Here is a 23,475-nt window from a genome sequence, read left to right on the forward strand (position 1 = left end):
GTGTTCGTCGGCAGCGTCAGATGGGTATAAGAGACACAGGTGACCGTGCTGGAGCGCGAGCCGGTGCCCGGCGGGCGGGCCGGACGCCTCGGCGTGGACGGCTACGAGTTCGACACCGGCCCGACCGTGCTCACCATGCCCGACCTGATCGCCGAGGCGCTCGGCGCGGTCGGCGAGGAGCTGCACGACTGGCTGGACCTGACCCCGCTCGACCCCGCCTACCGGGCGTACTACCCGGACGGCTCGACCCTCGACGTGCTCACCGACACCACCCGCATGGCGGCCGAGATCTCCCGGGTCTGCGGGCCCCGGGAGGCCGACGGCTACCTGCGGTTCGTCGAGTACGCGCGAGAGCTGTGGCGGTTGGAGCGCACCGACTTCATCGAGCGCAACCTGGACGCGCCGACCGACCTGATCACCGGCAACCTGCTCAAGCTGCTCAGCGGCGGGGCCTTCCGGCGCCTCCAGACCAAGATCAACCAATTCTTCCGGGACCCGCGTACCCAGCGGATCTTCTCCTTCCAGGCGATGTACGCCGGCCTCGCGCCGCACGACGCGCTGGCCATCTACGCGGTCATCGCGTACCTCGACTCGGTGGCCGGGGTCTACTTCCCACGCGGCGGCATCCACGCGGTCTCCAGAGCGATGGCCGGCGCGGCCGAGAAGCACGGCGTGCAGATCCGGTACGACACCACGGTGACCCGGGTGGAGACCGTGAACGGCCGCGCCACCGGCGTAGTCACCGCCGACGGCGACCTGGTGCCGGCGGACGTGGTGGTGCTCAACCCCGACCTGCCGGTCGCCTACCGGGACCTGCTCCCCGCCGCGCCGCAGCGCCGGCTCACCTACTCGCCGTCCTGCGTCGTTCTGCACGTCGGCTCCCGACAGGCCTATGCGAAGATCGCCCATCACAACATCCATTTCGGACGCGCGTGGAAGGGCACCTTCGATGAGGTCATCCGACGGGGTGAGCTGATGACCGATCCGTCGCTGCTGGTGACCAACCCGAGCCGGACCGACCCCGCGGTGGCGCCGCCGGACCGACACACCTACTACGTGCTCGCCCCCGTGCCCAACCTGCACCGGGCGCCGTTCGAGTGGCGCGGCGACCTGACCCAGCGCTACACCGATCAACTGATCGGCACCCTGGAGGAGCGCGGCTACGTCGGCTTCGGCGCCGGGGTCGAGGTGCTCCGGGCGATCACCCCCGCCGAGTGGGAGGAGCAGGGGATGGCCGCCGGCACCCCGTTCGCCGCCGCGCACACCCTCTTCCAGACCGGGCCGTTCCGCCCGTCCAACCTGCACCGCGACCTGTCGAACGTGGTCTTCGTCGGCTCCGGGACCCAACCCGGCGTCGGCGTACCGATGGTGCTCATCTCCGGCAAGCTCGCCGCCGGCCGGATCACCGGGGAAGGCCGATGAGCAGTCGTGAGAAGCACCTCGTCGAGCTCGTCGACGAGTCCGGCAAGGCCCACGGCGAGACGACCGTCGCGGCGGCGCACCAACCACCCGGTCAGCTGCACCGGGCCTTCTCGGTGTTGCTGGTGGACACGGACGGCCAGGTGCTGCTCCAACGCCGAGCCGCCGCCAAGACCCGGTTCCCGCTGCGCTGGGCCAACTCCTGCTGCGGCCACCCCCAGCCTGGCGAGTCGCTCGCCGAGGCGGCCAACCGACGACTGAGCGAGGAGTTGGGCGCGGGCCCGGTCGAGCTGACCGAAGTCGGCATCTACGTCTACTACGCCGAGGACCCGGCGACCGGTCGGGTCGAGTTCGAGTACGACCACGTACTGCGAGGCGAGTTCCTGCCCGGCGCTCCGCTACTGCCGGACCAGGACGAAGTGGCCGAGCTGCGGTGGGCCGACCCCACCGCGCTGGAGGCCGAGTTGAAGCTCGACCCCCGGTCGTACGCGCCCTGGCTGGGCGGGGTGGTGAACCGGCTGCTGCGCCCTGCGGAGTCCCGGTCGGGCGCAACCGGCCCGGCCATGACGCCGTCCGGATCGTCGGCGGATGACACGGCGGAGCGGTCGGGTGGTCGATGAGGCGCTGAGCGCGGGCGCGGTCGCACGTCGGTTGGGGGTCGCGGTGACGACCCTCCGCACCTGGCACCAGCGCTACGGGCTCGGGCCCAGCGAACACATCCCCGGTCACCATCGCCGGTACACATCCAGCGATCTGGCCCGTCTCGAGATCATGCGACGGCTCACCGCCGAGGGGGTGAGCCCCGCCGAGGCGGCCCGCTGGGCCCGCCAGGCACCGGACCCGATGCCCAACGGCGCCGGCACCGTCACCCCCGCTCACATCCTCCCGACCGGCCGTGACGGCGGCGGCTCCATCCCGGTCGGCCGTGCTGGCCCGGCGGCCCGCGGGTTGGCCCGGGCAGCCATGCGATTGGACGCGGCGGCGATCAGCGAGACGATCGCGCACACCCTGGCCGCCAGCGGGGTCGTCGCCACCTGGGAGGGCCTGCTGCGCCCGGTGCTCAGCGGCATCGGCGAACGGCACGCCGCCACCGCCGGCCTGATCGAGGTGGAGCACCTGATGTCACGCTGCGTCTCGGAGGCACTCGCGGCGGCCAGTCGGGCCAACGTTCCCACCGGGCCGGCCCGGATCCTGCTCTCCTGCGCCGACGAGGAACAGCACACGCTGCCGCTGGAGGCGTTGGCGGCGGCTCTCGCGGAGGCCGGTGTCAGCTACCGGATGCTCGGCGCCCGGGTGCCGGTGGCCGCTCTCGTCGAGGCGGTCAACCGGACCGGACCGGCCGCCGTTGTGCTCTGGTCGCACACCCGGGCCACCGCCGACCCGACCCAACTCAGCGCGCTGCTCGCTGCCCCCCGACGCCCGTTGCTGGTGCTCGCCGCCGGCCCCGGCTGGCGAGCCGACACGCTGCCCGCCGGTGTGGTGCGGCCGATCGACCTGGCCGAGGCGGTCTCGCTCTCCGCCGCCGTCCGCGACTCCCTGGACCAGTCGAGGCGTGATTGACCGCACTGTCGCCAAATCGCGGCGTGAACTACCGTCGGGCGGGTCCGCCTACCCCGACCCTCCGGGAGCGAGCAGATGCAAGCCCGCGCCATCCTGGCGTCCGTCCTCGCCGTGGCGCTGGTCCTTTCCGGCTGTGCGCAGCCGGTTCGCACCATCGCACCCGCCGGCGCTCCACAGCCGGTGGAATCGACCACGCCGCCCACCCCGACACCGCACCCCAGCGTCACCAAGCCGGCCAAGCCGCCGCTGAGGCCGCTGCCGGCCAAGCTCCCCTCCGGGCTGGGGCGCAACACCGGTGTACGCCCGGTGGCCCTGACGTTCGACGACGGGCCCAGCCCGGCCTGGACACCCAAGGTGCTCGACCATCTGAAGGCCGCCAAGGTGACGGCGACCTTCTGCGTCGTCGGCCGCGAGGTGCAGCGTCACCCGGAGTTGGTCCGGCGGATCGTCCGGGAGGGACACCAGCTCTGCAACCACAGCTGGCGTCACGACCTCGATCTTGCCCGTCGACCTGTCGGCGAGATCCGTGCCGACCTGGACCGCACCAACAAGGCCATCCAGAAGGCCGCCCCCGGGGCGAAGGTGCCGTTCTACCGGCAGCCCGGCGGCCGATGGACGTCGGAGGTGCTCGGGGTGGCCAAGGACCTCGGCATGCGCCCGCTGCACTGGTCGGTCGACCCGCAGGACTGGGACAAGCCGACCGCGGCCACGATCGGCAAGCGAGTCCACGCCGCCACCCGGCCCGGTGCGATCGTTCTTCTTCACGACGGGGGCGGTAACCGGGCCGCGACACTCGCCGCCTGCCCGAAGTTGATCGCCGACCTGAAGCAGCGTTTCGGCATCACCCGGCTCCGCTAGAACCGCTCTGACCTGCGGTTATGGCCCGTCCGAAGCCCTTGCCGATACCGATTTTGTCGACCGACGGAGCATCACGTATGCTTTCCAAGCCTCCGGCGGGGCCGGATGGGAGCAAGTCCGCTTGAAGTTGCGAATGTGCAATGATGGCGGGGCCGCCCTCATCGTCTAGCGGCCCAGGACGCCGCCCTTTCAAGGCGGTAGCACGGGTTCGAATCCCGTTGGGGGCACGACCGGCGCAAGCCGGAGCAAGGCAAGACCGGCGCAAGCCGGAGCAACACAAGCTAGGTCCTGTGGAGCAGTTGGAGTGCTCGCCGCCCTGTCAAGGCGGAGGTCGCGGGTTCAAGTCCCGTCAGGACCGCAGCGCTGACGCCGCGCCCCGCGCGGCGTTCTGCGTATCGGAGCAGGTCGCCTTGCCGCCGGTTCGTCCGGTTGCCGGGTAACATGAGCCGAGCGACACGGCCAGGTAGCTCAGTTGGTACGAGCGTCCGACTGAAAATCGGAAGGTCGGCGGTTCGACCCCGCCCCTGGCCACATAGCCTTTCGCCGGGCTATTAGGGCGGTGACCAGCGGAAACGCGGTCGCCGCCCTTTTGTTCAGCCGCCGCATCCATCGATGGCAGTTCTCGCGACCGCGAGCCCCTCGTGAGCCCATGGGCTCACGTACGTGAGGGACACCCCGCCGATCTAACTGACAGTGACAGGCAGAGACCCGTCGGCTACTGTTTACATTTGTAGACTGGATTGGCATGTGAGGGGCATCACCATCGGCAAAAGACGTGGCCGCTACCCGACGCCCAACCGGAGTGGACAGGGGCGACCGTGAATCGTGATGAAGCCGTCCGGGCAGCACAAGAACCCGTCGACTGGTCGGGCGCAGAGGTGGAGACCACGCCCCGCAAGGTGACCATGGTCTACTCAACCCGTCTCCCCGACGACCTCTCGCGATGGTTGGTAGAGGAAGCGAGCCGTCGAGGCACCAACCCCTCAGTGATGCTGCGGGAGTTGGTCGCTGACGGAAAGCGCGCCGCGGCCGCAGACAGGATGGTCACCGTCCGCCTGTCGGACCTACATCGAGCGATCAACGATGCCACGGACGGAACGGCGTGTGACCGCTAGAGCCTCCTCGGACCATCGGAGCTTCGCATCCCCCGGCCACGCCCTGCGCTGTCCGTAGACCGCAGGCACCTGGCACCCTCCGACATGTGAGTCCGATCGTGCGCGTCCTTGTGGCACACGTCGTCCGTGGCCTGCTGCCTTACCCCGACCCGGTCCGACGATGGCGCGTGCGCAAGGCGGCCCGCCGCCTAGTGACTTGTGAACCATGGCCAGCAGATGATGCAACCACCGGAGAGACGCGGCACAGCTCGCCTTGCTACGTCTGCTTGCTACGTCTGCTCTGGCTTCAAAAAGAGGGCTGTCTCGCTAACGGTGTTTCCGGCGATCTTGGTTAGTAGGTTTTCAGCAGCGGGGAAGCGGTCGCTGATGGTGATGGCGAAGGCGTTCAGGGCGGGTGTCCAGCGCATCGTCCATCGGGTTCTGCCTGTTCCGGTGGGGTCCAGGGATCGGGTCACCAGGCACAGACACTTCAACGCGGCCTGCTCGTTGGGGAAGTGCCGCGGACCTTGACGGCCCGCCGGTAGCGGGCGTTCAACGACTCGAGCCAAGGACGACCCCCGAGAGGTACGTGAGGCCCGGGTCCGGGCTCTGTTCGACAAGGCCGTCAACCCAGACCTACCCCTCGACGCGCTAAGGCCTGTAACGACCACTTGGTTCAAAGGGCCGTCGATAGCTGGTCAGATGCCGAGGGGCCCAGTTCTGGAGCTTCCTGAAACTTTGGCCAGCCGAGCAACGCGGTTGCGACTGGTCCGGTAGGCACGCCGGATGCGCGGCTGTCCCGGCTGAGGGTGGATGGCGGACGCGCTGTAGACCGCTACAGCTCAGATCGGCTGCTGCACTGCTGCTGCCCGCCATGCCAGTCGCAACCCTGCGTACGCCGCCCACAGCCCCATACGGCCGTTCGGGCCGATGCTGCCGCCGTCTGGGCACACGCGCAGACCAGCTGGACCTCATTGCAGAGCGAAGCGCTGACCAGCTTTTGCCACAGCCTCCAATATCGACAATCGACGGACTTTGGATATCGCGCCCGCTCTATCCGCCCGGTAGCCTGCAGGGATGGGGTACCCGTACGAGGATCTGGACGACAGCCAGTTCGAACGACTGGTGGTGCAGTGCATGCGGGTACTCTTCGGCGACGGAGTCCAATCTTTCGCCGCCGGACGCGATGGCGGCCGAGACGCACGCTTCGATGGCACTGCCGCCAAGTTCCCCAGCACGGCTGCGCCTTGGACTCGAATTACCATCGGCCAGGCGAAGCATACGAACGCTATCAACGCTCACTTTAGTGACCTTGACTTCAGTGGTGACGCCGAAAGCTCAGTACTTTCGGAAGAGATTCCACGAATTCGCAAGCTGGTAGACAACGACGAGATACACAACTATATCTTGTTTAGCAATAGACGGTTGGGTGGCGTGACTCATCCTCACATCATCGCCCGGCTGGCCAAGGAAACGAGCCTGCACAAGAGCCAAATATTCCTCGCCGGAGTCGAGTATATGGATGACATGCTGCATGCCTATCCAGATATTATCCGTCGAGCGCGTATCGATCCGGTCGATGGCCCCCTCCTCGTCTCGAGTTATGAGTTAGCCGAAGTCATCCTCGGGATCGCGAAGGGGATCAACGCGTCACCACCCCTCGAAGACGCCCCAGTGGTGGACCGCGTGACCTACGACGAGAAGAACCGCATTAACGGCATGACGCCGGAGTTCGCGCAGCACCTCAAGAAGCTTTACCTTTCCGAGACGCATGGGATTAGCCGCTTCCTGGCTAACCCCGCCAACATCGATACTCTACGACTATATGAAGGCGCAGTTGAAGAGTTTCAGCTCAAGATAGTTGCAAGCCGGAAAGACTATCAGTCTTTTGATAAGGTATTCCACTACTTGGTCGACTTTCTCTTCAAACGAGATGGGGTGCTATCGAGATATAAGCGACTGACACGGGCAATGATCTTTTACATGTACTGGCATTGCGACATCGGGGAAACGCCAGATGCTCAGGCCTAATAAGCACTCTCACCCGGACCAAACCGTCTTGGCCGCCTCGACGGTGCTGCTTGCTGAGTTGAGACGCAAGCGGGCGATACCCTATGCTGATCTACGGACGGCTCTGGACAAAGCGTCGCGCGGTTCCGATTATCTCTTCACGCCCGCGGTGAGTCTCCTGTACTTGCTCGGCTTAGTGGAGTATCGCCCCACTGCCGACCTCTTTGAGTATGCGGGGAAGTGATGAAGCTCAAGAGGCTTTACTCGAACAGGCCTGATGTCTTTGGCTCCATAACGTTCAACAACGGGCTTTCGGCTGTGCTAGCCGAAATCCGCCTTCCTGAAAACAGAGACCTCGACACCCACAACCTCGGTAAGACCACTCTTGCCGAACTGATCGACTTCTGCCTTCTCAAGGGGAAAAGCAGCAGCTTCTTCCTCTTCAAGCACAGGTCATCTTTCGAAAAGTTCGCCTTCTACCTAGAGATCGAACTGCCGAGCGGCGGTTACCTCACAATCGGGCGCCCGGTCGATCCTGGGTCAAAGATTTATTTCAAGCGAAGTGAGTCTTCGATCGAAGACATAACGGCAGTTGAAGGCCCTGATTGGGATCACCTCGGCATGCCATTTGACCGCGCTAAGCTGCTCCTGGACGGCATGCTTGCCATCGACGCCCTACGGCCATGGGGATTCAGGAAGGCAGTTGGCTACCTAATCAGATCCCAGCGGGACTACCTCGACGTCTTCCAGCTAGGCAAGTTCACCGGCAAGCATTTGGACTGGAAGCCCTTTGTGGCACATCTGATCGGGATGGAGTCCGAGCCGGTTATCGGCCTCTACCAAAAGAAGGAAGAACTTAATCAGGCAACGTCAGATCTTGCCACACTCACTCGCGAGTGGAGCGGCGAGGATGTCGACCCCTCCGTGCTGGATGGCCTGATTTCTGTCAAGAGACGGGACATCGACGCTAGGACCGCCACCCTTGCCTCCTTTAACTTCCAAGAAGAGGACACCCGCGCAACCACGGAACTAATCGACCGAACCGAGGCGCAGATCACGGCCCTGAACGAAGAAAGCTATCGGCTCGGCCGGCTCGTACAGCGCATCGACGAGTCGCTAGAAGAGGAGCAGGTACTTTTCCGACCAAGGGATGCCGCGGAGCTGTTCCGTCAGGCTGGCGTCTTCCTAGGCGATCAGATCAAGAGAGAATACGAGCAACTCGTCGCCTTTAACCGAGCGATCACCGAGGAAAGGCGCGAGGCGCTCCAAGAACAACTGACTGAAAGCCAAGCGAGGCTGGTGGAGATCCGCAAGGAACTCGAGACGTTGAACCTGAGACGCGCTCAATCTCTGGAGTTTTTGAGGAACTCCGATTCGCTTGAGAAATACAAAAGCCTTTCCCTTGAGCTGACCAACCTTCAAGGCGAACTAAGCGTTCTCGAAGCTAGGCGATCGGCTGCGGCAAGGCTCGCAGACCTACGCCGACACCAGCGATCACTCGCCGAAGAGTTTGGCCACCTTGAGACCGCAGTTGAAACGCAGATCGAGGAAATCAGCCGCAACGAAGAGAGTCGATTCGGCCGGCTACGCCGGTACTTTACCGAGATCATCTATGAGGTCTTAGGCCAGAATGCAATTATTGCAATTAGGGTGAACAGTCAGGGTGGCCTTGATTTCACTGCGGAGTTCGTAGGAACTGCGGGAATAGCAACAAGTGGCGACAGAGGAACATCATACCGAAAGCTCCTCTGTATCGCCTTCGACCTTGCGTTCCTTAGAACCTACCTAGACGTGCCATTCCCGCGCTTTGTGTACCACGACGGCGCCCTGGAGCAACTGGAGCCACGCAAGCGGGAGAAGCTGATTGGCGTGTTTAGAGAGTATGCCGCCCTCGGACTCCAACCAATCATCTCGCTACTCGACAGCGATCTTCCCCTACCCATCGGTTCAAGTCACCTGACGCTCATGCCGGAGGACGTCGTGGTCACGCTTCACGACGAGGGCCAGGAGGGCCGACTATTCAAGATGCCGACGTGGTAGCGCATCTTTCCCAGCCTGCCGGGCTTGATCAGATGCCCCACCATGGCTACATGACGCTGGGCAAGTGGCTGTCGTTGGTCGGCGGCGCTCTCGAACTCGCTGCCATCGGCATCGCCACGGTCTCCGCGGTAATGGCCTACCGACGGGCGCAGGCGCGGGTCGACATCATCCGTGAGTCCAATCGCCTCCACAGCAATGACGAGGAGAAGGCGGCTGCGTACCGCCGCGAGCGGGGTGTCGATCCGGACATGACGTGGGGTGATGTCATGTTCGTCCGGACTCTGATCGTCTATGCCATCAGCCGCTCAGCAGCACGAGGAGCCCTCGCTACTGTCGTCCTCTTGGCGCTTGGAACTATCCTAAGCACGCTCGGAAGCCTGGCTGCGTAAGCAGCAGATCGTGAGCCGCACCTGCTGCCATCACTGTCTGCCGTCGACCCAGACTCCGTGGAGAGGGCTAGGGCCAGGGTGACCAAGGGCTTCCCGTCCTCGTCCCGGATTATCCGGCCGCCTCTGTCGCACAACCGCCAGGCCACCCGGTACCGCCCGGCCCTGGGTTCGAGCTTCGCCACCCGCGCCTCCGTATCGAGTTGCCGTGAGCCCACGGGCTCACGCGGAGGGTTAGAGATGCAGTTCAACGTCACGTTCCGTAGAGATTGATACATAAGAGATCCGGACAAATAGGTGTAGGTGCTGGTCATGAGGGCGGATGACCACAGACTGAAAATCGGAAGGTCGGCGGTTCGACCCCGCCCCTGGCCACATAGCCTTTCGCCGGGCTACAGAGGTCCCCGCCAGCGGAAACGCAGGTGGGGATCTTGCTTTTTGCGGGTCGCTTTCCGTGACGGCCGCACCCACGCGTGATCAACACGACTTCCTTGAAATCGCGGTATCCCAGCAGGCGCGATGCCGCGACTTCAAGAAAACCGAGTCGATCATGCCCGGGGTCGCCTCCGCATCGGGGCAGCGCGCCGGACGTCACGCACGACCGCGCGGCGTCAGTGGTCGCGGCGACGGCGTCAGCGGTCGCGGCGTCCCTGCGGGCGATGCTGGGCCACGCTGCCCTGGATGGCCTCCCACACGCTGCGTCCGGCCTCTCGCAGCGTCTCCCCCGCCTGCTCGGCGAACTGGGCTGCGCTCTGCGCCGCGGCCTGCGCCGCGCCCGGCAGACCACCGCCGCCATCCCCGGACGGGCTTGCCCCGGACGGGCTTGGACCGGACGGGCTTGGACCGGACGGGCTTGGACCGGACGCTGCCGACTGGCCGGGCTGGTTTCCGGTCTCCCCGACCGCCGGCCCCGCCGATCCCTCGGGGCGCTGCTGGTCCCGGTCCGCCCCTGCCGAGCGCCCTCCGTCACCCGCGCCTTCGGGCCGCGCTCCACCGGCGTGACGCGACCCCTCGGACCGCTGGCCTTCCGGACCGTTGCCACGTGGCGAGCCGCCCTCCGACTCACGTCCATCTGGCTGCCGTCCATCTGGCTGCCGTCCCTGAGGATGCTGGCCCTGCGCATGCGGACCCTCAGGACGCCGCCCCTCCGGCTTCCGCCCCTCCGGCTGTCGACCCTCCGGATGCTGGCCCTGCGCATGCGCCTGGTCGGCCGGCCCTGGGCCGCCGGCTCGCGGCCCAGGGCCGCCGGCACCCGGTCCCGAGCCGACCGGCCCCGCCTCGGACCGACCCGCATCCGGCCGATCAGAACCCAGACGACCAGGGCCGAGCCGATCGGGACCCGGCCGGCCAGAACCCGATGGCCGACCCGGACCCGGCCGGTCGGAACCCAGTCGGTCGCGGTCGGCCACCGGGCTGGCCGCGCCGACCTGCTGGCCCGGCTCGCCGCGTACGTCGTCCGAGCGCCGACTCGACGCCTTGATCTCCGCTGCGCCCGTGGCCAACTGCTGGGTGCTGCGGTTCACGTCGTCGATGGCGGTGCCGGCCGTGCGTGCGAGCGCCTCGATGATGTGTGGGTTGTGGTCAAGAGTGTCGAGCGCTCGTCCCAGGATCCTGGTCAGCTGCTCCAACCGCACCCGCAGCTGCGCCTCGGCGTTCACCCCGTCGATGTTCAACTCGCCGCCGTTGAGGTGCACCCGTACGCCGGCGTCGACCTGGAGCAGGTTGGCCACCCGCGCCCGCAGCGACAGATCGGCCTCCAGACCGTCGACCGCCAGTCGGATGGAGTCCACGGAGACCTTCGGAATGTCGAGCAGGACGTCGTCCGGGTTCCCGCTGTCGACGTTCCGGTCCGGCTCCCGCTGCTGCCCGCTCTCGCTCATGTTCTCCCGCCCCACCTGCACACGAGCCCGGTCGTCCGGGCCGTCCGGCGCGGTTACCCGCTTTCCGGCGGGCCATCCCGTCCGTGACGGCCCGACGACCCTCTGTCTGGAACCGGGCACCGCGCGAAGCTGCACACCGAGGCATCAGCCGGTATGGTCCGGGCCTATGGGACAGGAATTGACTGATCCGGCCGACATCCGGCAGGACGTCGGCCAGTTCTCTCTCCGGTGCAGCCTTCTCGTCCCGGGCTCCGCCGAGCACGCGTTCACGGTCTTCACCGACGAGCTGACCGACTGGTGGGTCACCGAATACACCTGGTCCGGCCCGGACGCGCTGGCCGAGCTGGGCATGGAGCCTCGGGCCGGCGGCATGCTCTACGAGATCGGCCCGTACGGTTTTCGCGCCGACTGGGGTCGGGTGCTCACCTGGGATCCGCCTCGCCGGCTGGTCTTCGTCTGGCAGATCGGCCCCGACCGGGCGCCGGTGCCGGACCCGGCCCGCGCGAGCGAGGTCGAGGTGCTGTTCCATGCCGAGGGGCCGGAGCGCACCCGGGTCGACCTGGAGCACCGGCACTTCGACCGGCACGGCGAGGCTGCCGAGGGTTACCGCAAGGCGCTCACGGCCGGCTGGCACGAGCTGCTCACCCGCTACGTCGCCACGGTGTCGCGCCACCGCCCCAGCACGACGGCCTGACGGCCCACCGGGTCACCGGGTCACCGGCCGGCGGCCCACCGGTGTCACCGGCCGAGCCGACGACCCGCAGCGGCGCCGCCGAGGTCCCGACCACCAAGGTTCGCGCGTTCGCCGGCCTCCGCCCCCGAACCGAAGCCGGTGCCGCCCAACCGGCGCGGCGGTGCGGTACGCAGCCGTGGGTACTCCTCGGTGAGCCGGCGCTGCACCCGGTCGGACCGGTCGGCCAGCACCAGCGCGACCGACGGTGTGCCCGACTCGCTGGCCGCCGCCGACTCGGCCGCCCAGAGTCGACCGCCGACCACCTCCGCGAAGCCCGCCAGCCAGGAGCGGCGGAAGGCGGCGGGGTGGTCGTCGGCAGGCACCTCGGCGGCGGCCAGGCCGTGCGCCGCCTGCACGAGCAGTGAGGTGAAGAGCAGGTCGACCCGTTCCAGGTCACTGGCGAAGCCGAAGAGGTGCAGGGCGAAGCCGTTGCCCTGCCGACGGCGTACGCAGCGGCAGCGCAGCGGCTCGGCCACCGCGGCGAGCAGGCCGACCTTGTCGCGGGCGTACGGGGCGACGACGTCCAGCACTCGGTCGCCGACCGGGTCGGTGGTCGGGTCCCGGGCGGCGAGCAGCGCCCGGTCGACGCCGTAGCGGGCGATCAGCTCGGTCGCCTTGGCGGTGAACGCGGCGGACTCGGCCGGCGTGCAGGCCGGGTCCTCGGCCTGGGCCAACAGCTTGCGCACCTTGCTGAGCATGGCCTCGGACATGCCTACAGAGCTACCACACGGGCCGGACGTCTCGGGGCGGCGCGGCTATCGATCGATACGTATCATCGTCACGGCCCGATGATCAGTCCGATACGGACGGTCAGCCAACTGTTTGGAGGAACGAACGGATGCCATCCCCGACCGCTCGTCTGCTCGCCGTCGCCACGGCCGCCGCACTGCTCTCCGTCGGCACACCCGCGCAGGCGGAGCCGACCACACCGATTACGCCGGTCAGCTCCGGGCCGAACGCGTTCGCCCCGCTCGCCACCTGTTACGGCGGGGCGGTCCGGTCGTACTTCGAAACCGGCCGCTACGGCGGCTCGGCCGGCCAGTACCGCACGACGACGCGCTGTCGCGACATCAACGTACGCAACGCGAGCGTGTACGCCACCGAGGCGTGCGTGATCTTCGTAGACAAGACGAGCGCCTGCAACTACTGGACCTACCTGCCGGCCAACTCGGGCTGGATCACGGTGGCGACCAACGTCCGGGACGGCGTCAACTTCCGGGTCCGCTTCGAGAACCTGCGGTACGAGTACGAACCGCTGATCGCGTACCACGCGTTCTGACCGGCCCGCACGGTCGCGGCGTCCGCCCCCCGACGGACGCCGCGACCCGGCGGCGCGTCACCCGGCGCGGCTGCGCAGGGTGGCGATCGTGGAGCCGGCGAGTGTGAGCAGGCAGTCGGGGAGCAACCCGTCGGCGGCCGCAGCGCCGAACAACGCCTCCCCGGTCGGCTCGTCCCGATTCGCGTACGCGCTGACGAAGCGGGCCACCCAGCGGGTGTCGTACCCGGCCTGATCGATTCCCGGAAAGTCGAGCGCCGCCCCACTGGCCGCCGGCGCGTCACCGAGCATGGTCGCGGCCAGGCACCAGGCGACGCCGTACGCGCCGTCCAGACCGGCCCGGTCGACGACCGCGTCGAACGCTCCCACCACCGCGTCTCCATCGCCGGTCAACGCCGAACGGAGCACGGCGGCCGCGTCATCGAACGTCTGCTGTGGTAGGTCGGTCACGCAGCGCACAGTAGGACCGGTGGTCAAGGGCCCGGGCAACCGTCACTGTCCGTGTTCAACGCGAGCTACCTGCGCATTACGCCACCTCCACGGTCCCGCCGCCGGCCTCGGCACGCTAATGTGCGCAGCGGACCTTCGCCGGAGGAAGGACGACCATGTTCGTATCACGCCGCTCGCGGGTAGCCACACTGGCTGCCTGCGCGACGATCCTGCTCGCCACAAGCGCTTGCGGGGAAGACAAGCCCGAAGAGGCAAGCGCCCAACAGGTGCGCCTCTACGGCACGGACGGCAACATGCTCAACTCCTATCCTGCGGAGTTGAAGGAACGGGCGAGTCTCGTCGACGGGATGAAGGGCACCACGCCCCTCGTGCCGCTCCCAGACGACTTCAAGGGCCGGCTACGGGCCGTCAATCCGGCGCTGACGGACTACGTGTACTCCGCCGAGACGTACGACGCGGTGGTGATCGCCGTGCTCGCCGCCCAGTTGGCCGGGAGCACCGACCCGGCCGCCATCACCAAGCAGATCGTGGCCGTGACCAACGACGGGCAGCGCTGCGAAGACCCGGCCAGCTGTCTCGCGCTGGCCCGCAACGGTCAGGACATCGAGTACCGCGGCGTGTCGCTCACCCGGGCGGGCTTCACCGACAAGGGTGAGCCGGCCACCGCGAGCTACGCCACGCTGACCTTCGACGGGCAGCAGATCAACGACGGCAAGACCGAGTTCGTCGGCGCGGGCATCGAGTCGGCGGCGAGCACCAAGACGCCGCCGAAGCCGAAGAAGCAGCGCCCGGGTGGCGCCGCCGACCAGGAGCCGCTGATCCTGGGCGGCTTGCTGCCGAAGACCGGTGACCTCGCGATCGCCTACCCGCCGATGGAGGCCGGCGCCGCGCTGGCGATCAAGGAGATCAACGCCGCTGGCGGCGCACTGGGCAAGCCGGTGACGTGGCTCGACGGCGACGACGGCACCAACCCGGCGGTGGCCAAGGCGACGGTGGCCAAGCACGTGACGGACGGCGTCAGCGTGATCATCGGTGCCGGCGGTTCGGGCATCTCCCGGGCGGTGCTACCGGACGTGGTGCAGGCCGGGAAGATCCTCTTCTCCCCCTCCAACACCGACAGCAGCCTGACCGACGTCGACGACCAGGGCCTCTACTTCCGTACCGCCCCTCCGGACAGCCTCCAGGGCCGGGCGCTGGCCGACGTGATCCTCCGCGACGGGTCACAGAAGATCGTCATCGTCGCCCGCAAGGACTCCTACGGTGAGGGCCTCCAGGGCACCGTCCGCGAGGAGCTGGAGAAGGCCGGTATCGCCAACGACCGGCTCAAGCTGTTGACGTACGAGCCGCCGGCCGACGCGAAGGCCGCTCCGGTCGACTTCAGCGGCGGCGCGAAGCAGATCAAGGAATTCGGCGCGGACGCCGTACTGATCATCGGTTTCGGTGAGTCCGCCCAGGTGATCCGCGGGCTGGCCGACGCCGGGGTGCAGATCCGGCAGTAGGCAGGACCCGAAACCCACGACGGCCGCACCGGCCTCCCGCCGGTGCGGCCGTTTCTGGTACGCGGGATCAGCGCGGCCGGCGGCGCTCCAGGAACTCGGTCATCCGACGGTGCTTCTCGTCGTCCTCGAAGAGCACCGCCTGGCTGACCAGGTCGAGATGCGGGTGCGCCGCGGCGGGCGCGTCCACCGCCAGCTTGGTCAGCCGCACCGCCAACGGTGAGCCCAGGGCGATCTCGTCCAGCAATGCGTGCGCCACCGTCAGCAGCTCGCCGGGCTCATCCACCACCCGGTTCACCAGACCGATCCGCAGTGCCTCCGCGGCGTCCACCCGCCGGCCGGTGAAGAGCAGCTCCTTCGCCCGGCCCTCGCCGATCAACGCGGGCAGCCGGTGGGTCGCGCCGGCACCGGCCAGGATGCCCAACCGCACCTCCGGTTGCCCGAAGACCGCCCGCGCCGTGCACACCCGCAGATCGCAGGCGTACGCCAGCTCCGCGCCACCGCCCAACGCCGGGCCGTCGACGGCCGCCACGGTCGGCATCGGCAGCGCCCGGATGCGGGCGAAGGCGGCCGAGTTGATCGCGGCGAGGGCGTCAGTGCGACCCCGTTCGCGGAGCTGGCCGATGTCGGCGCCACCGGCGAAGATGCCCGCCGCGCCGCCGGTGAGCAGCAGCAGGCGCGGGCGCGCCTCCAACTCGGCGCAGACCTGGTGCAGCTCGGCGATCAGGTCGGCGTCGATGGCGTTGCGCTTCTCCGGCCGGTCCAGGGTGACCACCAGCCGGTCCGGCCGCTCCTCGATCCGCAACCCGCTCACTGTGCCGACCTTTCGTTCGCGACTGCGGGGCTCGCAAGCTCACTCCTCGCGCTCACTGTGCCCACCCTTTCGTTCGCGACTGCGGGGCTCGCAAGCTCACTCCTCGCGCTCACTGTGCCCACCCTTTCGTTCGCGACTGCGGGGCTCGCAAGCTCACTCCTCGCGCTCACTGTGCCCACCTTTCGTTCGCGACTGCGGGGCTCGCAAGCTCACTCCTCGCGCTCACTGTCTGACACCGCCTTCCCAGCGGTAGAAGCCCTGCCCGGACTTCTTGCCCAGCCGCCCCGCGGCCACCATCTCCACCAGCAGCGGGGGCGGCGCGAAGCGGTCCCCGTACGCGGCCTGGAGAGTTCGGGCGATGTCCAGCCGCACGTCGAGGCCGACCAGGTCGGTGAGCTCCAACGGCCCGATCGGATGCCGGTAGCCGAGCACCATGGCCTTGTCGATGTCCGCCGGGCTGGCCACCTCGTCGGCGACCATCCGGATCGCCTCCAGCCCGAGGGTGACCCCGAGCCGGGAGGTGGCGAAGCCGGGCATGTCGCGTACGACGACGGGATCCTTGCCGAGCCGCCCGGCGAGCGCGACGGCCGCGGCGGTGGTCTCCTCGGCGGTGGCCGGGCCGACCACGATCTCCAGCAGCGCCATCGCCCAGACCGGGTTGAAGAAGTGCAGGCCGAGGAAGCGCTCGGGCGCGTCCAGCTCGGCGGCCAGCGCCCCGATGGCGATGCTGGAGGTGTTGCTGCCCAGCAGCGCCGGGCGCAGCGCGGCGGCGTCCCGGAGCACGGCACGCTTCTCCTCGAGGCGCTCCGGCACCGCCTCCACGATCACCTGGGGGGCGGGAGCGACCTCGGCGAGGGTCGGGCGCAGCGTCACCCGCTGCCGGTTCGTGGCGGCCTCGTCAGCGCTCAGCTTCCCGCGCTGCACCGCCCGCTCCCACAGCTCGGCGAGCCGGTTCAGCGCGGCCGCACCCCGCTCGGGGTCCACCTCGACCAACTCGACGGCGTACCCGGCACCGGCCGCCACGTACGCGATGCCGAGCCCCATCGTGCCGGCACCGACGACCACGAAACGATCGCTCATCACGCCTCCCTGTCCCGCCCGCCGACGCGCGGGGTCCCCGCTACGCCGGCCCGGGTGTCCCGCCCGCTCCGCTCGCTCATGGTGCGACCCTAGACAGCGCGACGACCCGGCCCATGCGTGGGGGAGCGCCGGATCGGGTAATGACGGCCCGTCAACCGAGGGAAGGACCGCATCGACATGAGCCAGGCACCGGAGAGCGTCACCGACGGGGAGATCGTGGAAACCCGGGGCGACGAGCGGGTCGAACTGCTGCGCGCCGACACCAACAACGACGGCAAGACCGACGTGTGGGTGGTGGACACCGACGGCGACGGCAAGGCGGACCTGTTCCAGTTCGACACCGACGGTGACGGCAAGGTGGACATCACCATGGTCGACATCGACGAGGACGGCCAACCGGACGAGGTGGTCGACGGCGACGGCGGCCTCCCGCCCGAGCAGCTCCCCCCGACCGTTCAGGTCTGAGACGTACGGACGGCCCCGGTTCTCCGCCGACGGAGAACGGGGGCCGTCCTGCTCAGTCGACGAGGCGCAGGGTGGCCAGGTAGTAGGGGGCGTCGCGGTCGTCCACATTGGTGAGCCGCCAACCGGTGCCGTGCACCAGGCTGGCGAACTCGTCCGCCGAGCAGACCAGGTAGTCGAACCACTCGGTGCTCAACTCGCGGTAGCGCAGCCGTAGCCGTAGCTGGCCACCGAGCCGGCCGCGCCGACGGTTGCGCTCGTGGTAGCCGGTGTGCAGCGGGTCGCGGGTGCCGTACGGGTCGGTGCCCTGCGCGATGATCTGCGCCCCCGGGCGGGCCAGCGCGGCGAGCGCGGCCAGGAACTCGGGAGCGCGCTCCCGCCCCTCGAACAGCCCGAGGTTGTTGCCGAGCAGCAGGAACGTGTCGTACCGCGACCCGTCGGCGACGTGCGTGTCGACGGTGCCGTGAACCAGCCGCCGGACACCGCGACGCCGGCTCACCTCCAGCGCGCCCGCGGAGGTGTCCAGCCCGGTGACCGGTACGCCGCGCTCCTGGAGCAGCAGCGCGATCCGGCCGGCTCCGGTGCCGATGTCCAACGTCTCGCCGTGCGCCCGGTCCACCGCGCGGTGGTCGTACGGCTGCCACTCCGCCGGCCCGTCCAGGTAGTGCGCGGACGGGGCGCCGTTGATCAGACCGTCGTCCCGTTCGATGATCTCGATGACCGGTCGCGGCAGTCGACCACCGACCAGGGGCCGGGGGCCTACCCCGGTGGCCACGGCGAGTGTGTCTCGCAGCAGTTCGCCGACCACGTCACCGATTAGAGGCTCAACCGTCACGACGTTCACGCTATCCGGCCACTCAGTGGCCCGCGCCGGCCGTATCCTGGCGGCGTGACCATGCTGGACCGGCTGTCGGCCGAGAAATACATCCTGCTCACGACCTTCCGCAAGGACGGTCGGGCGGTGCCGACCCCGGTCTGGGCGGTGCGCGACGGGGAGGCGTTGGCCGTCTGGACCCGGGCCGACTCGGGCAAGGTGAAGCGGATCCGCCGCAACGGAGAGGTGACCGTGGCACCGTGCGACGTGCGGGGTCGGCCACACGGGGCGGAGGTGCCAGCTCACGCGACGATCTACGGGGGCGGTGACACCGGTCGGGTCCGCGACCTGCTCAAGCACAAGTACCGCCTGATCGGTCGACTCAGCCTGCTGGGCAGCCGGCTGCGTCGCGGCGAGGGCGGCACGGTCGGCATCCGGGTGACGTTGGCCGAGCCACGGCGCTGACCACGGCCGGGCATACGTCAGGGGCGGCGGATCGAGATCCACCGCCCCTGACGAAGAACTCTTGCCGGCTCAGTCGCCCTGCCGCTGCTGCGGGATCTGGCCCTGCAGCAGCGCCCTGACCTCCGACTCACGGTACCGACGGTGGCCACCCAGGGTGCGGATGGCACTGAGCTTGCCAGCCTTGGCCCAACGGGTCACCGTCTTCGGGTCGACCCGGAACATCGACGCCACCTCGGCCGGCGTGAGTAGCGGCTCTGGTTCGTGCGTTCGCGATGCCATCGGTCACTCCTCCACATGTATAGACATCGGCCGGGGTCCCGCCGGCCGACGCGTCTCCCATGGTCCGGCTAGTCCCCGATGTCCGACATGGGCCGAACGGATGAAGGTCCCTAGACGGACGGATGAACCATGCCCGATTTTTACGACTTTTACACGGCAGAAACTACCTTATTCGGACTCATGCTCACGGTTCGTGATGCGTCAACTACGAGCAGAACTCACCTTGGGAGCGCTCCTAGGGTGATATGCCCTAGTTGCACCGCTCCAACAGCTGCACCGCACGCCACCGAGCGACCAACTTGTCGTACGCGGCCGACGCCTCCTCGGCCTCGCCGCGCGACAGCCCCGCGAGGCCGCTGGCAACCAACTCCGGCGAGTCGTCCGCGGCGAGCGTCTCGTCGGAGAGCAGGTCGACCAGACCGCCGTAGTCCAGCTCGACCACTGACCGCGGATGGAACTCCTCCAGCCAGCGGGCCGCCTCCTCCACCGCTTCGGTGATCGGCGCCTCGCCCACCGATTTGCGCAGCACCGACAGCGCCCGCGACGAGCGGCGTCGAGCCTTGGAGATCTCGGTGCGGTAGCGCAACGCCCGCCGGCCCGGCTGGGTGACCAGGTCCCGCTCCGCCGGGTCGAAGAGCACGAACCACCGCAGCGGTACGCCCCAGGTGGCGATCTGCTCGTGCACCCGGGGCACCCCGTGCTCCAGCACCCGGGCGCCACTGCGCCAGTCGTCCACCACCGCCCTGGCCTGCCCGGCGAGCACCGGCGGCACGAAGGCGTCGGCGAGCACCGAGGGCACCCCGTCCCGGGCGCTGAGTGCCGCCTCAGCGACCCGGATGCGCAGGTTCCACGGGCAGACCAGCAGGCCGTCGTCCGTCTCCAGGACGTACGCCTCCTCCGGCAGGTCCGGCAGCCGGGTCCAGCCAGCACCCAGCGCCTCGATCACCGCCGTCCGCTGCCGACCGGGCCCCTCGACCGGGGCGATCGCGCGCCCCTCCGAGACGTAGCGGCGCCAGTAGCTCTGCCGGTCTCGATCGAAGGCGGCCAGCGGTTCGTACACGCGCAGGTAAGAAGCGAAGAGCGACGGCACCGCGCGATCCTCCCATGAACCACGCCCGTACGCGGTCAGCGGCCGGAGCACGCGCGCCGCACCGTGGGACGGCGGCGGCGCGTCGAGCGCCTGCCCGGCGGCCGATACTAGGCTCGATCACACCGGCAGCATCCCCGCCGGGGTCCACCAGGTCCGCGTCCCACAAGGATGCACACCACAGTAGGAGCCAACCATGGGCGTATTCGCGAGCACCGACGACCCGGTATCGACCGGTCACGAACAGGTCGTGTTCTGCCAGGACAAGCAGAGCGGCCTGAAGGCGATCATCGGGATCTACTCCACCGCGCTGGGCCCGGCGCTCGGGGGCACCCGCTTCTACCCGTACGCGAGCGAGGACGACGCCCTCGCCGACGTGCTGGACCTGTCCCGTGGGATGGCGTACAAGAACGCGCTCGCCGGGCTGGACCTGGGCGGCGGCAAGGCCGTCATCTGGGGCGACCCGGAGCAGATCAAGAGCGAGGCGCTGCTGCGCGCGTACGGCCGCTTCGTGGAGTCGCTGGGCGGCCGCTACTACACCGCCTGTGACGTCGGCACGTACGTCGCGGACATGGACGTCGTGGCCCGGGAGACCCGCTACGTGACCGGGCGCAGCGTGGAGCACGGCGGTGCCGGCGACTCGTCGATCCTCACCGCCTGGGGTGTCTTCCAGGGGATGCGTGCCGCGGCCGAGCACGTGTGGGGCACCCCGAGCCTGCGTGGCCGGCGGATCGGCGTGGCCGGGCTGGGCAAGGTCGGCAAGTACCTGACCGGGCACCTGCTGGAGGATGGCGCCGAGGTGGTCGCCACCGACGTCAACCCGAAGGCACTGGCGTGGGTGCGCAGCAACCACCCGCAGGTCACCCTCGTCGACGACGCCAGCGCCCTGGTCGCCGCGGACATCGACGTGTACGCGCCGTGCGCGCTGGGCGGCGCCCTGAACGACGACACCGTGCCGGCGTTGCGCGCCAAGGTGGTCACCGGGGCGGCGAACAACCAGCTCGCCCACCCGGGCATCGAGAAGCTGCTGGCCGACCGGGGCATCCTCTACACCCCGGACTACGTGGTCAACGCGGGCGGCGTGATCCAGGTGGCCGACGAGATCGAGGGCTTCAACTTCGACCGGGCGAAGCTGCGGGCGACCCGGATCTACGACACCACCCGCGAGATCCTGCACCTGGCTGACGCGGAGGGCGTGCCGCCGGCGGTGGCCGCCGACCGTCTGGCGGAGCGGCGGATGGCCGATGTCGGCCGGCTGCGCGCGATCCACCTGCGCTGAGTGTTCCCGGGGGCGGATCGAGAGATCCGCCTCCGGGCCCCGGTGCCGGGCGTCGCTGGGTAAGCTGAGCCGGGATCAAATTTGATGCGGTTTGTCCGGTGTCACGGGTGCTAACCGTTCCGCTCCTTACCCGGTACACTGGGTGACGGCCGGATCGACGCGACGCGCAGAGCCGGCTGACGGTAACCCGAGGTGCCGAACGATGGCATCCCCATGTACCGTAAGAGCCACGAGAGATGCCTGACGTCATCGGGGCCCGCCTTCGGGCTGCCCCGCATTCTGTGCGAGGGGGTCGAGCCATGGGGCGCGGCCGTGCTAAGGCCAAGCAGACTAAGGTGGCGCGGGAGTTGAAGTACCACTCCCCGAACACCGACCTCACCGCTTTGCAGCGCGAACTGGCGGGTGCTGGTAAGTCTGAGCACCACTTCGACGACGACTCTAAAGAGTTCGTCGACGACGATGATGAGGATCACGCGGACGACGATCCGGATCCCTGGGTCCGTCCGACCCGCTGACCTCTCGACGCAGCTGAGCACGCGGTAACCCCCGCGTGCTCACGCACGTCCCGTGCAGGTGCAGTCGCCGACGATCAGGGGCCTGGCCCGACCGGATCACTCCGGCCGCTCGACAGGCCCCTGACAACGGCTTCCTCAGCGCGGGCGATTGTTCCAGTTGTAGAACGTCGGGATGTTCTCGAAGTGGTTCCAGGCGCAGACCGCGCTGGAGCCCTCTCCGCCCGACACCTCCGAACGCAGCCGCCGTGCGTCCTCGGCCTCCTGAAGCAGTGCGACGAGCGCGGGAGCCGCGTCCCGCACCCGTTCGGTGACTCCGTCGTCCGCTTCGCGCTCAGGCCGCCGGTGACTGGTGGTCTCGGGCATGCTCCAACACTCCCTCCAATAGGCGGATCTTGCTGTTGCGGCAGTGCTCGGTCTCCGTACCGTCAAAACGCCCCAGTTCGAAGTAGCGGTTGGCGGCATGGCCACCACCGCAGAAGCCGAAGTACGGGCAGGACGCCCGACACGCCTCCACCCCGGCCAGGAACTCCTTCACCCACGGCGTCGTCGCCGCGTCGCCGAGGATCTGCGCCAACGGGGTGGTCAGCACGTTGCCGCTGCTGAAGTCGCCGTAGCGGGGGTCGGTGAAACCGGCCAGCTCCGGGGAGAGCACGATCACCGAACCGTCGTGACCGATCGTCGGGATCGGGTCCAGGTGGCGGGGCAGCACCCCGTCCGCCGAGTTGTCGAGCACCGCCGCGGCGTAGCGCAACGACCACTCGATCTCGCGGAGGTGGATCCGGGGCTCCCGGCGCCACGCCCCGACCAACTCCGCCCAGAACGCGGACACCGCCGACGGGTCGTGGCGGTTGTCGCGGGTGTTGACCCCCTCGGTCTCCTCGATGTTGATGCCCAACACGTCGCAGCCCAGCTCGAGGAAGTAGTCGTACAACTCGGTGGCGAGCCCCGGCTCGGGCCGGGACACCACGGCCAGCGCGGAGAAGGGCAGACCGCGCCGGCGCAGCACCGAGATGCCGTGCAGGATCCGGTCGTACGCCGGCTGACCGCCCCGGTTGACCCGGTCGCCGTTGCGCGCCCGGGGCCCGTCGACGCTCACGCTCACCCGCATCTCGTGCCGGACGAAGAAGTCGCACCAGTCGTCGTCGATGAGGGTGGCGTTGGTCTGCACATGGTGCTCGACCTCTGGCCCGAACGGGGCGATCAGATCGGCCAGGTGCTCTCGACCGGCGGCCAGGGGCTCGCCGCCATGCCACACCACGGAGAACCGACCGTTCGCCGCCCAGGGATTGACCGCCGCCGCGACCGCCTCGGCCACCGCCACCGGCATCCGGCGGTCGGCGGCGCGAAACGGTAGATAGCAGTACGCGCAGTCGAGGTTGCAGAGGGTGGTGGGCTGCATGACGACGTACGACGGGACGGCGGCCAGACCGCGCATCCCGCTGAACGACTGTCCCCGAGCAGCCATCGCCCTCCTCCGC

General features: G+C 68.5%; 24 protein-coding genes, 4 tRNA genes and 2 pseudogenes. 19 read left to right on the plus strand and 11 right to left on the minus strand.

The features are described from left to right. Window positions 1–36: 36 nt before the first annotated feature. The 7 genes and pseudogenes from crtI to DLJ58_RS01415 form a co-directional block, all read left to right on the plus strand. Window positions 37–1,422 (plus strand): annotated as a pseudogene (gene crtI / locus DLJ58_RS01385) (phytoene desaturase family protein); the annotation flags it as partial. Next, entirely contained in the window at window positions 1,419–2,039 is a 621-nt protein-coding gene (gene idi / locus DLJ58_RS01390) for an isopentenyl-diphosphate Delta-isomerase (protein WP_124853487.1), read from the plus strand. The pseudogene crtI and the gene idi, both read left to right, overlap by 4 nt. Continuing rightward, window positions 2,029–2,979 (plus strand): MerR family transcriptional regulator, encoded by a 951-nt coding sequence (locus tag DLJ58_RS01395; RefSeq protein WP_124853508.1) that lies wholly within the window; start codon window positions 2,029–2,031, stop codon window positions 2,977–2,979. The genes idi and DLJ58_RS01395 overlap by 11 nt, the downstream gene beginning before the upstream one ends. Before the next feature lie 75 nt (window positions 2,980–3,054). Next, window positions 3,055–3,837 carry a polysaccharide deacetylase family protein gene (locus DLJ58_RS01400; RefSeq protein WP_124853488.1) on the plus strand — a complete coding sequence of 261 codons (783 nt, stop codon included), beginning with the start codon at window positions 3,055–3,057 and terminating at the stop codon, window positions 3,835–3,837. 154 nt (window positions 3,838–3,991) lie between these two features. Next, window positions 3,992–4,064, plus strand: a tRNA-Glu gene (locus DLJ58_RS01405). Window positions 4,065–4,121: 57 nt separating this feature from the next. Next, window positions 4,122–4,195: transfer RNA gene (locus DLJ58_RS01410), tRNA-Asp, on the plus strand. A 99-nt stretch (window positions 4,196–4,294) separates the two neighbouring features. Continuing rightward, a tRNA-Phe gene (locus tag DLJ58_RS01415) sits at window positions 4,295–4,368 on the plus strand. Window positions 4,369–5,290: 922 nt separating this feature from the next. On the opposite strand, the pseudogene DLJ58_RS01420 reads toward DLJ58_RS01415, so the two are convergent. Further along, window positions 5,291–5,496 (minus strand): annotated as a pseudogene (locus tag DLJ58_RS01420) (transposase); the annotation flags it as partial. Between the two features lie 512 nt (window positions 5,497–6,008). On the opposite strand from DLJ58_RS01420, the gene DLJ58_RS01425 reads away from it, so the two are divergent. The 5 genes from DLJ58_RS01425 (at window position 6,009) to DLJ58_RS33730 (ending at window position 9,742) form a co-directional block, all read left to right on the plus strand. Continuing rightward, window positions 6,009–6,962: an ABC-three component system protein gene (locus tag DLJ58_RS01425; protein ID WP_124853489.1), complete on the plus strand. Its 954-nt coding sequence runs from the start codon at window positions 6,009–6,011 to the stop codon at window positions 6,960–6,962. Further along, window positions 6,949–7,185: an ABC-three component system middle component 8 gene (locus DLJ58_RS35005; protein ID WP_124853490.1), complete on the plus strand. Its 237-nt coding sequence runs from the start codon at window positions 6,949–6,951 to the stop codon at window positions 7,183–7,185. Before DLJ58_RS01425 ends, DLJ58_RS35005 begins: the two co-directional genes overlap by 14 nt. Next, entirely contained in the window at window positions 7,185–8,981 is a 1,797-nt protein-coding gene (locus tag DLJ58_RS01435) for a DUF2326 domain-containing protein (protein WP_244218738.1), read from the plus strand. The genes DLJ58_RS35005 and DLJ58_RS01435 overlap by 1 nt, the downstream gene beginning before the upstream one ends. A gap of 50 nt (window positions 8,982–9,031) precedes the next feature. Then, window positions 9,032–9,370 carry a hypothetical protein gene (locus tag DLJ58_RS01440; RefSeq protein ID WP_124853492.1) on the plus strand — a complete coding sequence of 113 codons (339 nt, stop codon included), beginning with the start codon at window positions 9,032–9,034 and terminating at the stop codon, window positions 9,368–9,370. Window positions 9,371–9,675: 305 nt separating this feature from the next. Then, window positions 9,676–9,742, plus strand: a tRNA-Phe gene (locus DLJ58_RS33730). A 257-nt stretch (window positions 9,743–9,999) separates the two neighbouring features. Here the strand turns inward: DLJ58_RS33730 and DLJ58_RS01445 are convergent. Beyond that, a complete protein-coding gene (locus DLJ58_RS01445) occupies window positions 10,000–11,247 on the minus strand; it encodes a hypothetical protein (protein ID WP_124853493.1) in 1,248 nt (415 codons plus the stop codon). A 166-nt stretch (window positions 11,248–11,413) separates the two neighbouring features. Here DLJ58_RS01445 and DLJ58_RS01450 point away from each other — a divergent pair, with 166 nt between their 5' ends. Further along, on the plus strand, window positions 11,414–11,941 hold the full coding sequence (locus DLJ58_RS01450) for an SRPBCC family protein (protein WP_124853494.1): 528 nt from the start codon (window positions 11,414–11,416) through the stop codon (window positions 11,939–11,941). 44 nt (window positions 11,942–11,985) lie between these two features. Here DLJ58_RS01450 and DLJ58_RS01455 read toward each other — a convergent pair whose 3' ends face one another. Further along, window positions 11,986–12,690, minus strand: coding sequence for a DUF2786 domain-containing protein (locus tag DLJ58_RS01455; RefSeq protein WP_124853495.1), 705 nt, complete (start codon window positions 12,688–12,690; stop codon window positions 11,986–11,988). Between the two features lie 128 nt (window positions 12,691–12,818). On the opposite strand from DLJ58_RS01455, the gene DLJ58_RS01460 reads away from it, so the two are divergent. Continuing rightward, a complete protein-coding gene (locus tag DLJ58_RS01460) occupies window positions 12,819–13,259 on the plus strand; it encodes a hypothetical protein (RefSeq protein ID WP_124853496.1) in 441 nt (146 codons plus the stop codon). 57 nt (window positions 13,260–13,316) lie between these two features. Here the strand turns inward: DLJ58_RS01460 and DLJ58_RS01465 are convergent, their stop codons facing one another. Further along, window positions 13,317–13,706, minus strand: coding sequence for a hypothetical protein (locus tag DLJ58_RS01465; protein WP_091396011.1), 390 nt, complete (start codon window positions 13,704–13,706; stop codon window positions 13,317–13,319). Between the two features lie 155 nt (window positions 13,707–13,861). On the opposite strand from DLJ58_RS01465, the gene DLJ58_RS01470 reads away from it, so the two are divergent. Continuing rightward, window positions 13,862–15,205, plus strand: a complete 1,344-nt coding sequence (locus tag DLJ58_RS01470; protein WP_124853497.1) for an ABC transporter substrate-binding protein — start codon at window positions 13,862–13,864, stop codon at window positions 15,203–15,205. Between the two features lie 67 nt (window positions 15,206–15,272). Here the strand turns inward: DLJ58_RS01470 and DLJ58_RS01475 are convergent, their stop codons facing one another. Further along, a complete protein-coding gene (locus DLJ58_RS01475; RefSeq protein WP_091396017.1) occupies window positions 15,273–16,016 on the minus strand; it encodes an enoyl-CoA hydratase/isomerase family protein in 744 nt (247 codons plus the stop codon). A gap of 222 nt (window positions 16,017–16,238) precedes the next feature. After that, window positions 16,239–17,096: a 3-hydroxyacyl-CoA dehydrogenase family protein gene (locus DLJ58_RS01480; protein WP_124853498.1), complete on the minus strand. Its 858-nt coding sequence runs from the start codon at window positions 17,094–17,096 to the stop codon at window positions 16,239–16,241. 177 nt (window positions 17,097–17,273) lie between these two features. On the opposite strand from DLJ58_RS01480, the gene DLJ58_RS01485 reads away from it, so the two are divergent. After that, window positions 17,274–17,561, plus strand: coding sequence for a hypothetical protein (locus DLJ58_RS01485; protein WP_091396025.1), 288 nt, complete (start codon window positions 17,274–17,276; stop codon window positions 17,559–17,561). A gap of 52 nt (window positions 17,562–17,613) precedes the next feature. Here the strand turns inward: DLJ58_RS01485 and DLJ58_RS01490 are convergent, their stop codons facing one another. After that, complete coding sequence (locus DLJ58_RS01490; protein ID WP_124853499.1) at window positions 17,614–18,393, minus strand: class I SAM-dependent methyltransferase; 780 nt, start codon at window positions 18,391–18,393, stop codon at window positions 17,614–17,616. A gap of 54 nt (window positions 18,394–18,447) precedes the next feature. Here DLJ58_RS01490 and DLJ58_RS01495 point away from each other — a divergent pair, with 54 nt between their 5' ends. Further along, window positions 18,448–18,837 carry a PPOX class F420-dependent oxidoreductase gene (locus DLJ58_RS01495; protein WP_124853500.1) on the plus strand — a complete coding sequence of 130 codons (390 nt, stop codon included), beginning with the start codon at window positions 18,448–18,450 and terminating at the stop codon, window positions 18,835–18,837. 69 nt (window positions 18,838–18,906) lie between these two features. On the opposite strand, the gene DLJ58_RS01500 is transcribed toward DLJ58_RS01495, so the two are convergent. After that, window positions 18,907–19,116, minus strand: a complete 210-nt coding sequence (locus DLJ58_RS01500; RefSeq protein ID WP_007073996.1) for a BldC family transcriptional regulator — start codon at window positions 19,114–19,116, stop codon at window positions 18,907–18,909. A 250-nt stretch (window positions 19,117–19,366) separates the two neighbouring features. Next, window positions 19,367–20,206 carry a DUF8083 family protein gene (locus tag DLJ58_RS01505; protein ID WP_124853509.1) on the minus strand — a complete coding sequence of 280 codons (840 nt, stop codon included), beginning with the start codon at window positions 20,204–20,206 and terminating at the stop codon, window positions 19,367–19,369. Between the two features lie 193 nt (window positions 20,207–20,399). Here DLJ58_RS01505 and DLJ58_RS01510 point away from each other — a divergent pair, with 193 nt between their 5' ends. Together DLJ58_RS01510 and DLJ58_RS01515 are read left to right on the plus strand one after the other, a co-directional pair. Beyond that, window positions 20,400–21,482, plus strand: a complete 1,083-nt coding sequence (locus DLJ58_RS01510; protein ID WP_124853501.1) for a Glu/Leu/Phe/Val family dehydrogenase — start codon at window positions 20,400–20,402, stop codon at window positions 21,480–21,482. A gap of 299 nt (window positions 21,483–21,781) precedes the next feature. Further along, complete coding sequence (locus DLJ58_RS01515; protein ID WP_030332207.1) at window positions 21,782–21,997, plus strand: DUF3073 domain-containing protein; 216 nt, start codon at window positions 21,782–21,784, stop codon at window positions 21,995–21,997. Window positions 21,998–22,132: 135 nt separating this feature from the next. Here DLJ58_RS01515 and amcA read toward each other — a convergent pair whose 3' ends face one another. Both amcA and amcB read right to left on the minus strand, forming a co-directional pair. Continuing rightward, the gene (amcA, locus tag DLJ58_RS01520) at window positions 22,133–22,360 is read right to left on the minus strand and encodes a multiple cyclophane-containing RiPP AmcA (RefSeq protein WP_124853502.1); all 228 of its coding nucleotides are present in this window, start codon (window positions 22,358–22,360) and stop codon (window positions 22,133–22,135) included. Next, window positions 22,329–23,432, minus strand: coding sequence for a cyclophane-forming radical SAM peptide maturase AmcB (amcB, locus tag DLJ58_RS01525; RefSeq protein ID WP_341869889.1), 1,104 nt, complete (start codon window positions 23,430–23,432; stop codon window positions 22,329–22,331). The genes amcA and amcB overlap by 32 nt, the downstream gene beginning before the upstream one ends. Between the last annotated feature and the right edge of the window lie 43 nt (window positions 23,433–23,475).

Source organism: Micromonospora arida (genome assembly GCF_003857035.1).
GTDB classification, from domain to species: Bacteria; Actinomycetota; Actinomycetes; order Mycobacteriales; family Micromonosporaceae; genus Micromonospora; species Micromonospora arida.

Bases quoted from the DNA above. Each gene is read 5' to 3' on its own strand.
- DLJ58_RS01460 (WP_124853496.1), top strand. From the start codon at position 12,819: ATGCCATCCCCGACCGCTCGTCTGCTCGCCGTCGCCACGGCCGCCGCA.
- DLJ58_RS35005 (WP_124853490.1), top strand. From the start codon at position 6,949: ATGCTCAGGCCTAATAAGCACTCTCACCCGGACCAAACCGTCTTGGCC.
- DLJ58_RS01500 (WP_007073996.1), bottom strand. From the start codon at position 19,116: ATGGCATCGCGAACGCACGAACCAGAGCCGCTACTCACGCCGGCCGAG.
- amcB (WP_341869889.1), bottom strand. From the start codon at position 23,432: ATGCGCGGTCTGGCCGCCGTCCCGTCGTACGTCGTCATGCAGCCCACC.
- DLJ58_RS01425 (WP_124853489.1), top strand. From the start codon at position 6,009: ATGGGGTACCCGTACGAGGATCTGGACGACAGCCAGTTCGAACGACTG.
- DLJ58_RS01455 (WP_124853495.1), bottom strand. From the start codon at position 12,690: ATGTCCGAGGCCATGCTCAGCAAGGTGCGCAAGCTGTTGGCCCAGGCC.
- DLJ58_RS01485 (WP_091396025.1), top strand. From the start codon at position 17,274: ATGAGCCAGGCACCGGAGAGCGTCACCGACGGGGAGATCGTGGAAACC.
- DLJ58_RS01435 (WP_244218738.1), top strand. From the start codon at position 7,185: ATGAAGCTCAAGAGGCTTTACTCGAACAGGCCTGATGTCTTTGGCTCC.
- amcA (WP_124853502.1), bottom strand. From the start codon at position 22,360: ATGCCCGAGACCACCAGTCACCGGCGGCCTGAGCGCGAAGCGGACGAC.
- DLJ58_RS01480 (WP_124853498.1), bottom strand. From the start codon at position 17,096: ATGAGCGATCGTTTCGTGGTCGTCGGTGCCGGCACGATGGGGCTCGGC.
- DLJ58_RS01440 (WP_124853492.1), top strand. From the start codon at position 9,032: ATGACGCTGGGCAAGTGGCTGTCGTTGGTCGGCGGCGCTCTCGAACTC.
- DLJ58_RS01445 (WP_124853493.1), bottom strand. From the start codon at position 11,247: ATGAGCGAGAGCGGGCAGCAGCGGGAGCCGGACCGGAACGTCGACAGC.
- idi (WP_124853487.1), top strand. From the start codon at position 1,419: ATGAGCAGTCGTGAGAAGCACCTCGTCGAGCTCGTCGACGAGTCCGGC.
- DLJ58_RS01450 (WP_124853494.1), top strand. From the start codon at position 11,414: ATGGGACAGGAATTGACTGATCCGGCCGACATCCGGCAGGACGTCGGC.
- DLJ58_RS01400 (WP_124853488.1), top strand. From the start codon at position 3,055: ATGCAAGCCCGCGCCATCCTGGCGTCCGTCCTCGCCGTGGCGCTGGTC.
- DLJ58_RS01510 (WP_124853501.1), top strand. From the start codon at position 20,400: ATGGGCGTATTCGCGAGCACCGACGACCCGGTATCGACCGGTCACGAA.
- DLJ58_RS01515 (WP_030332207.1), top strand. From the start codon at position 21,782: ATGGGGCGCGGCCGTGCTAAGGCCAAGCAGACTAAGGTGGCGCGGGAG.
- DLJ58_RS01470 (WP_124853497.1), top strand. From the start codon at position 13,862: ATGTTCGTATCACGCCGCTCGCGGGTAGCCACACTGGCTGCCTGCGCG.